We start from the raw sequence: 14645 nt of genomic DNA, 5'->3' as shown, positions 1-14645 counted from the left end.
TAACGCGCATGGTGTGTGTTAAGCAATAGTCGTAGGGGCTAGTGAAAAATACCGGCGATTTTCAATTGGCAATAAAAAAGCACCCTTGGGTGCTTTAATCAATAGAATGCAGAGGCTAGTCTTCGGCGTTTAGTTTGGCTTCTAGTGCATTAACTTGCGCTTGCAATGCTTCTAGTTTTTCGCGGGTTTTGATGAGCACATGTTGTTGCACTTCAAACTCTTCACGAGAGATCACATCAAGCTTTTGTAATTGGTTTTGTAGAACTTGCTTACTGCGTTCTTCAAATTCACCCGCAAATTGCTTTAATCCGCTTGGTAAGTTTTCGCTAAGCTGCTTTGCAACATCTTCGATTTTCTTTGGGTTGATCATCTTTAATATCCGCTAAGGTGCTTGTTCTGTATGTGGTGATTGTACCTGAGAGGAGCCAAATTGCCAAAAGATTAACCAATGTAAATAGTCGCTACCATAATGATATTAACTGTTAAATCAGACATAAATAGAGATTTAACCGGCTATTGAGTGCTGAACATTTAGGAGTAAACAGTCCGTTGTAGAGTTGTGGCTCAGTGGCCTAAAGTCGGGCGATAAATCCGCTATTTTGTTTAATTGAGCCGATAGTTCCGATAGTTTTCGATAGAGATTAGCTTTCTGCTATCATTCTGTACATGCGTCCTTTTTTTATTACCTTGGTTGTTTAGTACAGATGAAGCTCAATCCCGGACAAAATGAAGCCGTCCACTATGTTAGTGGCCCCTGTTTAGTACTTGCTGGTGCAGGTAGTGGCAAAACCAGAGTTATTATTAACAAGATTGCTTATCTGGTTGAAAAGTGTGGCTACAAAGCGCGTAATATCGCGGCGGTAACTTTTACCAATAAAGCGGCGCGTGAGATGAAAGAGCGTGTATCACAGTCAATGGGGCGTAAAGAAGCACGTGGTCTGTGGATTTCAACCTTTCATACCTTAGGTTTAGAAATCATTAAGCGTGAGCATAAAGTAGTGGGCTTAAAACCGGGCTTTTCGTTGTTTGACGATCAAGACACCCTCGCGCTACTTAAAGAGCTGTCACTTGATGAGTTAGAAGAAGATAAAGACCTACTACGTTTACTTGCTACAACCATTTCTAATTGGAAAGGGGATTTAGTTATTCCTGAGCAGGCGCGCAAAATTGCACGGGATGAACAGCAGCAAATGTTTGCCTTGCTTTATCAGCGTTATGCCCAGCATATGAAAGCCTATAACGCCCTCGACTTTGATGATTTGATTTTAATGCCGACGTTATTACTCAGGCATAATGAAGAGGTGAGAACCCGCTGGCAAACCCGTTTCCAATATATGCTAGTGGATGAATACCAAGACACCAACACCAGCCAATATGAAATGGTGAAATTGCTGGTAGGTGAGCGCGCACGGTTTACTGTGGTAGGCGATGACGATCAGTCTATTTACTCTTGGCGTGGGGCTAAACCGCAGAACTTGGTGTTGTTGGGCAAAGACTTTCCGAAGCTTAAGCTCATCAAGCTGGAACAAAACTATCGTTCTAGTCAGCGTATTTTGCGGGCTGCAAACATATTGATTGCCAATAACCCCCATATATATGATAAAACGCTATTTAGTGAACTAGCATATGGCGAACCCATTCGCGTATTGTTGGCGGCGAATGAAGAGCAAGAAGCCGAACGCGTGGTGGCAGAGATGATCCGCCATAAGTTTGTTGGCCGAACCCAATATGGCGACTATGCAATTTTGTATCGTGGTAACCATCAATCACGCTTACTTGAACGTGCCTTAATGACTAACCGGATCCCGTATAAGCTTAGTGGCGGAACCTCATTTTTTGGCCGCGCTGAAATTAAAGACATCATGGCTTACTTACGCTTAGTAGTGAACCCAGATGATGACAATGCCTTTTTGCGTATTGTTAACTTACCAAAGCGAGGGCTTGGGCCTGCAACACTTGAGCGGTTAGGAAACTTTGCTAATAAAAAGCATATCTCAATGTTTGCAGCTATTTTTGAGGCGGACTTGCACCATGAACTGCCTCCAGCGGCGATGGCCTCGCTATATAAGTTTGGTCGGTTTGTGGTTGAAATGGGCGATAGTGCCGAACGTGGCGACCCTGTAGATGCGGTAAAACAGCTGATCCGTAATATCAATTACGAAGATTACCTATACGAAAACAGCACCAGTGCTAAAGCTGCTGAAATGCGAATGAAGAATATTTCAGAGTTGTATCGTTGGGTGACTGAAATGCTAGAAGGCGACGAGCTTGATGACGGCATGACCTTGCCAGAAGTTGTTGCAAGGTTAACGCTGCGCGATATGATGGAACGTAACAGCGAAGACGAAGGTGGCGACCAAGTGCAACTGATGACACTGCATGCGTCTAAAGGTTTGGAGTTCCCTTATGTCTTTATGGTGGGCGCAGAAGAGCGTATTTTACCACATCAAAGTAGTATTGATGAAGATAACGTCGATGAAGAGCGGCGTTTAGCTTATGTAGGTATTACCCGAGCGCAAAAGGAATTATGGTTTGTTATTTGCCGCGAACGTCGTCAGTTTGGTGAGACTATTCGTTGTGAGCCAAGTCGTTTCTTAATGGAATTACCGCAAGATGATTTGATTTGGGAAAACCGAAAGCCGGTGCAGAGCGTTGAGCAGCGCCAGCAATCAGGTAAAGCCAATATTGCTAATTTAAGAGATATGTTTAAAAAGTAGTTGATGGACGCTGCACATTAACCTTGTGCAGCGTGTTAGGCGTAGATTTTATTCGATGCCGGTTTCAGTACTAGCACCTCTCCTAGTGCCACCCCCTGGCCTTTAGTAAACCCAATGTCGGATAATATTTGGCACGCTTCTTTAGTTGAAACCCCTACCGCAAATAGTTCTATCTCAAGTGCTTTAGTAGCACTGTAATAGGCTTTTATCAGTTTTAGGTGTTGCTCGCTGCCAAGATGAGTGGTGTAGCTTGAATCCAGTTTTAACGCTTTAATTGGCAAAAAAGTTAAGCTGCTGATGGCGCTGTGAGCACTGCCATAACCTTCGATACCGAGCTGCACGTTGAGACTGCTGAGTACTTCAAAAGCATTAATATGGTTGTTGGTATTTTGTACAAAGGCTTTTTCATTAAAAAATAGGGTGAGCTTGCTTGGGTTAAAGCTGCACTGTTTGATTTTGTTTTTGAGCGCTCTGAGTGCATGTTTATGGCTTAGGTGCTGGCTAGAAATAGCAACATGCAAGTGAAAATCAACCCCAAAGTGTTGCTGTAAGCTGTGGAAACCGTCATCAATTTTGGTCAGCATATAGGTATCAAGCTCAATGAGCATGTTGCAATGATCTGCAATATTGTTTAACTGCAGCTGCTTAACTTTACCCAGTGCCGGATGATGCCAAAATAGTCTGGGTTCGAAGGCGATAACGCGTTCAGTGTCTAGCTCCATTATGGGTAAATAACTCAGTTGTAGCTCACCTTTGGCTAAAGCCTGTTTGAGTTCGTTTTCAAGCTCAAGATCTTGCATTTGTTTGGTGTTGTCAGCTTGGCTATAAATGGCATAGCAGCCTTTGCCTTTAGACTTTGCTTGATACATGGCATTGTCGGCATTGCGTAGCATTGACTCGCTAGTATCAGCGTTACTCATTCCGCTCATAGCAAGACCAATGCTGGCGCTAGAATTAATGAGTTGGTTGGCGAGTGTAAAGGGGTGTGATAACTCGATGAGTACCCGTTCTACAACGTCTTCAGCATCTGCTTGGCTGGCGACTGAATCTAATAAAATCACAAACTCATCGCCACCGAGCCGGGCTAGCATGTCGTTACCACGGATGCAGAATTTAAGGCGCTTGGAGATCTCAATTAGAAAGCGATCGCCTTCAAGGTGACCTAGGGTATCGTTTAATAATTTGAATCGGTCCATATCGATAAACAATACAGCGAATTTTTCATTGGTGTGTCGGCGCACGTGTTTAATACTTTGCGATAGACGTTCCATTAGCATGGCGCGATTAGGGAGCCCAGTGAGGTTATCGTGCTGGGCATCGTGCACAAGCTGTCGTTCAATGCGTTTGCGTTGATTTATCTCATTCTCTAGGCTCTCATTAACTGAAGCTAGCGCTTGGGTGCGTTCTTGCACTTTTTTCTCTAGTTGCTCATAACTAATTTGTAGCGACTCGGCCGACAGCTTTTTCTCAATTGCAGTCGAGATATGTTGAGAAACAAAGGTAAGGAGTTCTAAATCTTTCTCTTGGTAGTTTTGGCTATAACTGTAGCTATATATAGTGAGCGATCCGCTAACTTTACCGTGAATAAATAAAGGTAAACCAATCCACTGGTGGATATTTTTTGTGTTGTTGAGTTCTGGCGCTTTGCAGTAGATCTGGCCTGCTTTTACTAGCGCATCAATATCGCTTCGATTTAATAACCGGGGCTTACCATTAAAAATAATGTACTCAGTCAATCCATCACTGACTGCCCTTGGTTGTCGCGGATCCAGATTATGCTGTGATACAAAGTATGGGAAAGTGAGTAAATCCCGTTCTTCATTCATCATGGAAATAAAGCAGTTATTAATCGGAATTAGATGGCTAATGACTCGATGTAATTTTTCATAAAATTCTAAGTTGTCGATATTTGAAGTGGCTAAATCTGCTATTTCAAATAATGTTTTTTGTAGGCGCTCGGCTCTGCGTCTTTCGTAGACTTCAAGTTTTAGCTTGTTGTAGGCAACGCTGAGCTCTTTGGTGCGGGTTTCAATGGCAAGTTCGAGCTGTTCTTGATATTGCAGTCGTTCAATCACTGCCGAAATATGATGGCTGATGAAGTTCATCAGCTCTATTTCAATTTCACCATATTCAATATTCGGATCGTAGCTTTGTACGACAAGTACCCCAGAGGTTCTATCTGCGCTTTTAATCGGTACGCCGACCCATTGATGGCAGTCGCTCCCTCTTGGTTTGATAGCGTTGCTTTTGACGAGCTTATCGAAGGTGTCGTTATTGCAAAGTAATGCTTGCTCTGTTTGCAGTACGTAACCTGTTAAACCACTGCGGAGAATGTCGGACAGATCTTCGTCCGGATAGATGTCTTCAGGGTGAAGATCTTTCTCATCAGCAAAAAAAGGGACTGCAATATGCTCAGTGGTAGGATCTAATGTGGCAATAAAAAAATTGTCAGCCGGAATTAGCTTTTTCAGCGATTGGTGTAATGATGAATAGAACTCTTCAGGCGTAGCTACGCTTGCAGCAAAGTTAGAAATATCTAACAGAGCAGTTTGGGCTATCTCGGCTCGTTTGTATTTTTGAGCCAGTTTTTTTAAGCGTGTAATCCTTTTGTGCAGTTTCACAGTTTCTGTTGACCGCAATGTTTCTTCCCTAAACATGCATTTCCGCCAAGCGCTATTTTATTATTGGTTAGATTTTGTGCTTTAATTATAAGTACCATGAAAAATGTTTCTGTCCAAGGCTTTATTTTTGTACAGCTGCGCTATAAAACCGTACAAATGACTCAAAACTTGAGCGAACGAACAAAAAAAGCAAATCAAGTGTAGACGGCATGGTGTTTTATCCATATTATATGCGTCGCTAACAAGGCAAGGCACCCATAGCTCAGCTGGATAGAGCGCACCCCTCCGGAGGGTGAGGCCGAGGGTTCGAATCCTTCTGGGTGCACCAGAATGGAATCGGCGGTTTTGTTAGTAGGAAGTATCAGTGGTGATTGTAGCTCAGTTGGTAGAGCCCCGGATTGTGATTCCGGTTGTCGTGGGTTCGAGCCCCATCAGTCACCCCACTTTCCTCGTGATTATAAGTACTACGTTCGGTGATTAGCGCAGCCCGGTAGCGCATCTGGTTTGGGACCAGAGGGTCAGAGGTTCGAATCCTCTATCACCGACCACATTATATAAATAGTGAGTCTACTCGGTATTTAGCAAGTTAAGTAAGATTAAAGATTTTCGGTGATTAGCGCAGCCCGGTAGCGCATCTGGTTTGGGACCAGAGGGTCAGAGGTTCGAATCCTCTATCACCGACCACTTTACTAGAAAGCCCTTCGAGAAATCGAAGGGCTTTTTTGTGTTTGCTTGTTGGTCAGCTTTTCCTTCAACACTGGTATAACCCTGTAGTTATTCTTTGCCTGCTTGCCGAGCACTCTATCCATCCCTGCTGGTATATAAATTAGAATAAGACGCTTTTAGAGTTAGAATTAATTCTATATTAGATTTTGATACTATGAGCATAGCTTTGGGTTAGTCTAGGCGTTAGGCCGACTTTTTTTAGATGTTGCTAAAGATTTTGGTCGCCCGCACCAGGGAAGGGCCGTTGCAAGTAAACAAAAGGCCTCTAGTGAGGCCTTTATCTGTTAGATTGATTTATGTTCAGGTTAAAGCTCTACATTCACTGGTGGAGATACATAGCCCATATAGGCATTAGTTTTTAATGGAATAAAGCGTTCTAACTGTGGTTTCTCTTCAATACCAGTAATAATCACTTCAATATCGAGCCCTTTTGCAACATTAATCAGTGCACGGCATAGTTCGCTACTGTGCTCGCTTTCATCGTAATAAGCGAATGATTGATCCAATTTAACGTAACTTGGCCTAAGTGTTTGCAGGTAACCCATGGAGCCAAACTGGCGACCAAAGTGATCGATACCAAAATGCGCGCCGTTGTCACGGATGATGGTACACAGTGCATCGCAGGCTTCTGGATTGCTGTAAACAGCAGCTTCGGGTATATCAAAGCATATTCGCTCTCTAAGTTTTGAAGCGCGCAGAAACTTGTTTAACCATTGGTGAAACTCATAATCGTTTATACTTTCAAAGGTTAAATTTATCGCGATGGGTTCAAAGTTACGATCTAATAAAGATTTCTGACTAACAGTTTCAATTAGGCACTTATCGAGTAGCGCACCGAGTGAAAGCAACTCAATGTAGGGCATAAATTGCCCTGCAAACACTTCTTTATTACCAATTTCAAGTTGGCAATAAAGCTCTCTTTGTAGCACTGAGTCATTACTGTTGAGTAATATGGGCTGCCACTTAAATTTAAATTTACCACCACTGATAGCTGTGCTGAGGTGTTCTCGCCATTGTTCTCGGGTGTACAACTGTTTTTCATTGGTTTCAAACCAATGGAAAACTTTGTTTTCTTTCAATGACTTTTGTAGCGCGTTATCTGATTGTGCCAAAATATCGCTAACTGACATTTGACCAATCCGTTCGGCGATACCAAGTGCAAAACCTTCATTGGGTTTGCACCCAGCTTTTGACAACTCTTGGTTTATCGTTCGGATCAACGTTTGTAAATATTTACTGGTTTGTTCATGGTCTGCACTGGTAATAAGAAAGGCAAACTCGTAGGCGGCAATGCGTGCGATGACTGAGGTTGTTACTCCATCTAAATGTTGCTTCATTTTATCAGCAAGCAACCTAATGGTTTCGTCTCTTACTTGATAACCATATTTACTGTGAACCTCTTCAAGCCAGTCCATTTTTGCCATAATTAGCGCACCATTTTTTGGTTCGCTTAACCAGCCATTTAATCTCCCCATCATATATTGACGATTGGGTAGGTTAGAAACTTGGTCTACCAGGTTTTTCTTTCTCAGTTCGCCGACTTCTTCGTCAAGGGAGGTAAATATTTGTTTTAGTTGCTCTGACATGCTGTTGAACGCTTGAACTACCGATTTTAATTCGGCAGTTTTAGGTACAGCCATGTTAGGACCAAATTTTCTGTTGGCTATTTCGGTGGCGTGCTCTGCAATTTCATGCAGTGGTTTTAATATCCAGGTTAACCCAACTCGAGCAAATAGAATTGCGATTAAAAATAAAATCGAAAATACCATGATGGCATTGGTCATAGTGCGCCATAACTCGTGGTAACCAAAGCCAGGATGTGCGGTAATTTCTAAGCGAGCTAATTGGATCCAGCCTGAAGTGATAGTGCTCTCACGGCGGATCGTTTTGAATAAATCGAGGTCTATAAACCATTGTGGCACCCCTTCGATAGTAATTGGGTTTTGCCACGACTGCTGTTTACCATCAACTAACCAAGTTAATTTTATTTCTTGGTAATACCCGCCCTCAAAAATAACGTTGATTAAGGTTTCTGCCCCAACAATATCGCCGGCTTCTAAATCTGGGACTAGCATTATGCCTAATGAGTTGCTGGTATTATTGAGATCAGATTCCATTTGCGTGGTTAAGAAGTTTTGAGTTTCGTTAAATTGCACATAACCCAAACTCGCTACTACCAGCAAAAACAGACCGAACAGTAGTGTGTATATCTGTCGAAACAGTGTCATCTTATAACTACTCCAGTTTTAGTTTAGGTTGCTTTAAGCGCTTAACACCTAAACGATGTTTTAGGTCATTCCATTTTGCAAGTTTCGATGATGAACCTGCTAGAACGCCTCGTCCTTTTTGTTTATTTAGCCACAATTTTCGACCGTTAAAACTGTATACCGGGATTAAATCTTTTCGCTGTGTCGCCGGCTTGATGGTTTTATCAAGGTTATCTAAAATCAATGGGATAGAAGAAGGTGTTTTGTAGTAGGCGAGCACCATATGATATTGATTAACACTTGTTGCTTTAACCATAGTAATACGTAACTTATCTTCTGCAACACCAAGCTGTAGTAGTGTGAAGTATTTTGCAATTGCAAAGTCTTCGCAGTCGCCACCACTGACACCAATAAACTCCATTGGTGATGCCCAGTAGTTTTTTGTTCCCCAAAGTTTTATATCATCAACAAAATGAAATAGGTTAAAAAAGTGATTAACCCTTTGAATTTTTTCGCTGTCTTGAAGCGCTCTGGCCTCATCTAAAACCTTAAACCAAGCTCTAATGCGCTTACCCGCACGGCCTCCATACTGAGACTCGATTGTGCGGGTGATATGGGCTGAATCGAGCTTGGGTGTCGGGTCAGCAGCAATAATTGGCACAGAAAGAGCTAAAACCGTCAAACTGAATTGGCAGACATTTTTTAATTTTTGTATTTTACAAAGCCTGCCATTCATACTGCGTTAGCGGGTCTCCTAATTTTCTGTTTCATCAACAGAGTATATATTCCACTTCATATCAGAGGTGATGTCATCACCGGTTATTTCAGCAATAACTCGGCGGTTAACTCTATGTGCTTCTTCGGTATGGCTTGAATCGAGAGGTCGATCAAAACTATAGCCAATTGCTGTCAATCGAGATGAGTCTATGTCAAAACGTTCGGAAAGTAAGTTGCTGATGGCATCCGCTCTGTTTTGAGATAATGCTAGATTATGCTCACTGCTTCCCGTTTTACTGCAATGACCTTCAATTACGGCACTGCTCTCTGGAAACTCATGCATAAATTTAGCGACCAGCTCTACTTGATCATAGTATATTGGATCGATGTAAAACGAGTCATTTTCAAAATATATTTCTAGCTCTTGGCGTGCGCTGTTTGGCTTTGTTTTGCCACAGCCGTAATTGTCGATAGTCGCACCAAGTACAGTTTCAAAGCAACGCTCTCTAGCCACGATTACGCCATCTTTATCGATGTCATTTAGATCATGAACTTGCTGTGTTGGCGTATCCATTGAAACAGTATCACGGATAGAACAGCCTGCTAGCATTGCTAAACTTAATATAATTAATAGGGGTTTCATTTTGGAACGCCTCCTTCGTAGTCACGCTTTCCTTGCCATACATCAGGGCGGGTCACTCTTAATGAATCAAGTAGTAGTCCAGTCGCATTCAGAATTCGATAATGTGAGACTATTTCGTCATATTCCGACTCTAAATAGTCTTTTCTTGCTTCAAATAATTCGTTTTCAGTGTCGAGTAAATCAAGTAAGGTGCGTTGGCCTAAATTAAACTGTTGGCTGTAGGCAACTTGCGTCTGTTTTGCTGCAATGACATGGTCTCGAATATACATTTTTTGTGGCTCAAGCAATTCGTAGGCATTCCAAGCTAAGCTGACGCCCTCAATTACTTGTCTGTAAGCACGTTGACGGATCTCTTTTGCTTCGCCCATTTTGTATGTTGCTTCTTTTTCTCGGGCTAAATCTTGGCCACCAGAAAATAGGTTGTATTTTACCCTTACCATGGCGACAAGATCGTTACTGTGGCCGCCGACATCGGTTTGGAATGCACCTAAACCAGAGATGCCGTCTTCTCCGTCTAGGTTGTTGTTCCAATTACCATCGAGCTCTAAGGTAAATCTGGGGTAATATGTTGATTGTGCAGATTCTCTTTCATTTTTAGCAGCATTAATATCATTTGAAGCTGACTTTAAAATGGGATGATTCTCTTGCGCGATCATAACGCTAGCGTTGTAATCTGTTGGTAGCATGTCTGCATCGGGTACGGGCACAACTAAGTCTTCAGGCTCTTGTTCCACTATGCGTATGAACTGCGATTTAGCATCGGTATAGTTATTACGCGCCGAAATAACATTGGCATGTGCACGGGCTAATCGACCTGAAATTTGTGATAGATCCGCCGTTGAGCCCAGGCCTGAGTCTGTTCTTTCTTTTATTTGCTCGTAAATATCTTTATGGCTAGTGAGGTTTTTTTCAGCCAACTTTAACACTTGCTCAGTGCGAATGTAGTTGGTGTATACCTTGACGACATCAAGCGCCATGTCTTCTGCAGCTGCAAAAAGAGCCCACTGCTCAGCGCTGGCTTCAAAGCGATATCTGTCGACTTCGCTACTGGTATAGAAACCGTCAAATAGCATCTGCTTGATGCTAAACCCAGCTTCGCCACGCTCAAGCTCGATGACTCCCTCGCTGTCGACTTCGCCGACACCTGCTTTACGTCTGGTTGATGGGCTGTTTGTTTGTTCCCATCCATAGCCAGCCGAAATATCAACCGTTGGCATATAGCCGGCAGCAGCTTGGTTAACCTGTTCTTCTATTGCTTTAAACCGATTAAATGCAATACGTATTTCAGGATTAGTATCTAATGTGTGCGCAACGGCTTGTTCTAGCGATTGGCTAAAAACCGAAGTCGGCAACATAAGCGCGCTAACAGCTAATGCAGTTGCAGTGCGCCTTATTTGCCATGTTTTTCTGGTATCCATGTAACCCCCTCAGGTTGTTTTTTTCAGGCTTTATCGCTCTCTGAGAGCTGTATCTTTTGCCCGTAATATTGGATTAAGTATGTATTCTAAAACAGATCTTTGCCCTGTAATTACATCAACCGAGGTTAACATCCCTGGTATTATAGGCATCTCAGTACCGTCATCCTTTATAAGGCTAGAAAACTCGGTTCTAACCTTTACAATATAGAAACTATTACCCTCTTCATCTTGTGTTGTATCGGCACTAATATGCTCAACAACACCATCCAAACCACCGTACCGAGTAAAGTCATATGCGGTTACTTTAACTACAGCGGGTAAGCCTGGGTGTAGGAATGCAATGTCTTTAGGTACAATCTTTGTTTCTATTAGTAACTTGTCCTCTGATGGAACAATTTCAATAATATCGACTCCGGGCTGTACAACTCCCCCAAGCGTATTAATGTGGATAGTTTTAATCGTACCGTTTACTGGTGAGGTAATTTCGGCTTTGGATACTTTATCTTGCGCGCCTACCTGAGCTTCGTTCATTCGCGAAAGTCGTGTTTGCATTTCGTTCAGTTGTGCGCGCGTATCGGCAGCGTAAATAAGTACCGACTCTCGACGTTTTAAAATAGCCTCGTCCATTGTTGATTTTACTTTTGGGCGTAATAATCTAAGTGAAGACAGCTCGCCCAAAATGTCATTAACAACTCGTTGTAGTTTTAGTAATTCAACTTCTGGCACAATACCTTTGTCTGCTAATGGTCTGGTAAGTTCTAACTCCTTCGACACCAGTTGATAGCTCTTGGTTAATGTTTGTATTTTAGATGCAAGCTCCTGAATTTCCTGGTTTCTCTGTTGTATCTGTCTGGCTTGGATCTCTAACTGGTTACTTAAATTATCTATTCTTCCGAGGTATTCTTCCCTTTGCCTTTTCGTCAGTTCGGGTTCGGCTTCCTCAAGTATTTCTGGGAATACCAATTCTTGAGCTGTAATTTTGACCTGCTGGCGCCAGTCACTACTTATATTGGAAATTGTGATGCTATCTAGTTCAGCTTTTAAGCGAATGACATTACTTTGTAGACTGTTTACTTCTTGCTCTTGTTGATCAAAGTCAGATTGAAAGCGAGTTGCGTCAATGCGAGCAAGTGCCTGACCTTTGGTAACTATTAGTCCTTCTTGGACATACATATCTTGTAATATACCGCCGTCTAAACTTTGGATTACTTGAATTTGCGATGAAGGGATGACTTTACCCATTCCTGTAGTGACTTGGTCAAGTTCAGCGAAGTAAGCCCAAATTAAGAATGATAAAGTGAATGCAGACAGTGCCCAAATGGTCAGGCGATGGCTTGTTGGTGCATCCGCCATCATCGCGCCGTATACATCGTCTACCATGTCTAAGTCTTGTTTGGTTAGGTGCTGGCTCATTTGTTTAATGCTCCTGCAATTAACCCTTCATTCAGTTTTTTGAGTACACCAGCTTTAGGACCGTCGGCAACAATATGGCCGCGATCCATGACAATGATGCGATCAACTAAATTAAGCAAATGCATTTTATGCGTGATCAGCAGTAAGGTGCGATCTTTGGTTACATTATGCATCGCTTGAATAAACTGCTTTTCGGCTCTAGCATCTAAGCTGGCAGTGGGTTCATCCATTAGTAATACAGGGGGGTCGTTCAGCGTTGCTCGTGCTAATGCAATTGTTTGCCTTTGGCCGCGAGACAGCTCCCGCCCACCTTCACCAACTTGTTGGTCTAGTCCTTCTGACTCTAAGTTTGTAAATAAGTTAACACCTGATAATTGTACCGCCCTTATCAATTGATGCTCTGTTACTTGGCGGGTACCAAACAAGATGTTGTCGCGAATGGTGCCGTGAAACAAGGTAATATCTTGTGGTAAATATCCAAAGTTACGCCTTAGATCACTTGGGTGTATTTGAGCAGAATCGAGGCCGTCATAGGTCAAGCTACCTTTATTTGGCTGGAATAGTCCGACCAATATTTTTGCCAAAGTTGTCTTGCCTGAGCCATTTCGCCCGATAATTGCGACTCTTTCACCCGGTTGGATCTTAATAGATAAAGGATGAAGGATTGGTCGTTCTGAATTCGGGTAACTAAAGCTCATATGGTGGGCATTAATTTGGCCACGCAGTCTTTGTCTGCTAACTAAGTGCCCTTTATTTTCGAATTCGTCTTCTTGCTTCATGATCTCGTTAACTTGGCGTAATGAGCTTGCTGTTTGATTCGCGCGAGTCATTAAGCCTGCTAGCTGAGCCATAGGTGAAATTGCACGGCTAGACAGCATCACGGCTGCGATGATGCCACCCATCGAAATAGCATTATCTGCCACTCGATATACCCCAAGAATGACTACGCAAATAACGGATGTTTGCACTACAAATGTAGCTACATTCGTTACTGATGTGGTGATTTGTTTTGACTTTAACTGCCAGTTGGCGGTATGACCGATCATTTGTTGCCAACTTTTTTGTACTAAGCCTTCAGCACCACTCGATTTAATGGACTCAAGTGACGACAGTGACTCGATTAGGTGGCCGTGTTTTAAGCCTGAAAATTTGTTACTTTCTTCTATTGCTGCTTTAAGTTTTGGCTGCATTATGAGGGTGTAGCCAATAATAATAAAACTGCCAATTAATGGAATGATTGCCAGATCACCCGCGACTAAATAGATAATAGTTAGGAAAAATAGGGCAAAGGGCAAATCAACTAATGCGGTAATGGTTGCTGACGTTAGAAAGTCGCGAATGCTGTCAAACTCACCGAGTTGTTTTGCCATGCCGCCAACGCTGGGTGAGCGCTTTTCTAATGGGATCCCAATGGCTTTGGCGAACAATTGTGAAGAGACAATAATATCAACTTTTTTACCTGCTATATCAATTAAATAGCTACGTAGTTGGCGCAAAATAAAGTCAAATACATACGCTATTCCGGCACCAATCGCTAATACCCAAAGTGAGTCAAAAGCGAGGTTTGGTACAACTTTATCGTACACATTCATAATAAATAAAGGTGATACGAGCGCAAACAAGTTGACGAGTACGGATGCAATTAATGCATCGCGGTAAATCGGGGTAGAATCTTTGAGCGTTTGCAGTAGCCAGTGTGATTTATTTTCATGGAGGTGAACATCAAAGCCCATGTCGCCACGATATTCTTGTTTAACTAAAAATAGGTAACCAACATAAATTGCCTCTAGTTCTTCAATGGATAATGTTTCTTCTCCGCCAGTTTCAGGTAATTGAATCGTTGCTTTGTCATTTTCAATATCAAGTTCACGGAGCAGACAGGCTTTTTTATCTTTTAATAGCAAAATACACGGTAGTAAGATGGGGGTTATTTCATTTAACCCTTTGCGTGACAATTTAGCGGCTAACCCAGCCCTTGCTGCTGCTTGAGGTAATAATTCGGGGGTGAGTACATTTCCTTGCATAGGTAGACCTGCCGCAAGTGAGTCACAAGAGCAAGGGCTACCGAAGTGTTCTGTAAGTAAAACTAAACTGTCTAACAATGGGTCAACGGTTACACGTTGTGAGGCCGAAATAGTCCATTGTTCAGTTTTCTTAGAAGCTGAAACGGTCACGTTTTATAA

At 42.5% G+C, this 14645-nt stretch carries 9 protein-coding genes and 4 tRNA genes; 5 read left to right on the top strand and 8 right to left on the bottom strand.

What is annotated here, in order from left to right; translation table 11 throughout:
• Nucleotides 1-115: 115 nt before the first annotated feature.
• Nucleotides 116-370, bottom strand: coding sequence for a ubiquinone biosynthesis accessory factor UbiK (ubiK, locus tag RGE70_RS16505; RefSeq protein WP_310472529.1), 255 nt, complete (start codon nucleotides 368-370; stop codon nucleotides 116-118).
• A gap of 334 nt (nucleotides 371-704) precedes the next feature.
• Between ubiK and rep the strand changes: the two genes are divergently transcribed.
• Nucleotides 705-2717, top strand: a complete 2013-nt coding sequence (gene rep / locus RGE70_RS16500; RefSeq protein ID WP_310472528.1) for a DNA helicase Rep — start codon at nucleotides 705-707, stop codon at nucleotides 2715-2717.
• Between the two features lie 35 nt (nucleotides 2718-2752).
• Here the strand turns inward: rep and RGE70_RS16495 are convergent, their stop codons facing one another.
• Nucleotides 2753-5374 carry a sensor domain-containing phosphodiesterase gene (locus RGE70_RS16495; protein ID WP_310472527.1) on the bottom strand — a complete coding sequence of 874 codons (2622 nt, stop codon included), beginning with the start codon at nucleotides 5372-5374 and terminating at the stop codon, nucleotides 2753-2755.
• 215 nt (nucleotides 5375-5589) lie between these two features.
• Here RGE70_RS16495 and RGE70_RS16490 point away from each other — a divergent pair.
• The 4 genes from RGE70_RS16490 (at nucleotide 5590) to RGE70_RS16475 (ending at nucleotide 6022) form a co-directional block, all read left to right on the top strand.
• Nucleotides 5590-5666, top strand: a tRNA-Arg gene (locus RGE70_RS16490).
• Nucleotides 5667-5705: 39 nt separating this feature from the next.
• Nucleotides 5706-5781, top strand: a tRNA-His gene (locus tag RGE70_RS16485).
• Between the two features lie 28 nt (nucleotides 5782-5809).
• Nucleotides 5810-5886 (top strand) — tRNA-Pro (locus tag RGE70_RS16480).
• 59 nt (nucleotides 5887-5945) lie between these two features.
• Nucleotides 5946-6022, top strand: a tRNA-Pro gene (locus tag RGE70_RS16475).
• Between the two features lie 347 nt (nucleotides 6023-6369).
• Here RGE70_RS16475 and RGE70_RS16470 read toward each other — a convergent pair.
• Genes RGE70_RS16470 through RGE70_RS16445 form a run of 6 tightly spaced genes read right to left on the bottom strand, consistent with a single transcriptional unit; the run spans nucleotide 6370 to nucleotide 14636 of the window.
• Nucleotides 6370-8292 (bottom strand): bifunctional diguanylate cyclase/phosphodiesterase, encoded by a 1923-nt coding sequence (locus RGE70_RS16470; RefSeq protein ID WP_310472526.1) that lies wholly within the window; start codon nucleotides 8290-8292, stop codon nucleotides 6370-6372.
• A 7-nt stretch (nucleotides 8293-8299) separates the two neighbouring features.
• Entirely contained in the window at nucleotides 8300-9007 is a 708-nt protein-coding gene (locus tag RGE70_RS16465) for a transglutaminase-like cysteine peptidase (protein ID WP_310472525.1), read from the bottom strand.
• An 18-nt stretch (nucleotides 9008-9025) separates the two neighbouring features.
• Nucleotides 9026-9631: an OmpA family protein gene (locus RGE70_RS16460; RefSeq protein WP_310472523.1), complete on the bottom strand. Its 606-nt coding sequence runs from the start codon at nucleotides 9629-9631 to the stop codon at nucleotides 9026-9028.
• Nucleotides 9628-11049, bottom strand: a complete 1422-nt coding sequence (locus RGE70_RS16455; RefSeq protein WP_310472522.1) for a TolC family outer membrane protein — start codon at nucleotides 11047-11049, stop codon at nucleotides 9628-9630. The genes RGE70_RS16460 and RGE70_RS16455 overlap by 4 nt, the downstream gene beginning before the upstream one ends.
• Nucleotides 11050-11079: 30 nt before the next feature.
• A complete protein-coding gene (locus tag RGE70_RS16450) occupies nucleotides 11080-12462 on the bottom strand; it encodes an HlyD family type I secretion periplasmic adaptor subunit (protein ID WP_310472521.1) in 1383 nt (460 codons plus the stop codon).
• Nucleotides 12459-14636 (bottom strand): type I secretion system permease/ATPase, encoded by a 2178-nt coding sequence (locus RGE70_RS16445; protein WP_310472520.1) that lies wholly within the window; start codon nucleotides 14634-14636, stop codon nucleotides 12459-12461. Before RGE70_RS16445 ends, RGE70_RS16450 begins: the two co-directional genes overlap by 4 nt.
• Nucleotides 14637-14645: the final 9 nt, after the last annotated feature.

The sequence above is a fragment of the Shewanella youngdeokensis genome (genome assembly GCF_033180165.1).
Lineage (GTDB): Bacteria > Pseudomonadota > Gammaproteobacteria > Enterobacterales > Shewanellaceae > Shewanella > Shewanella youngdeokensis.
This window is presented reverse-complemented; position numbering and strand designations above follow the sequence as displayed.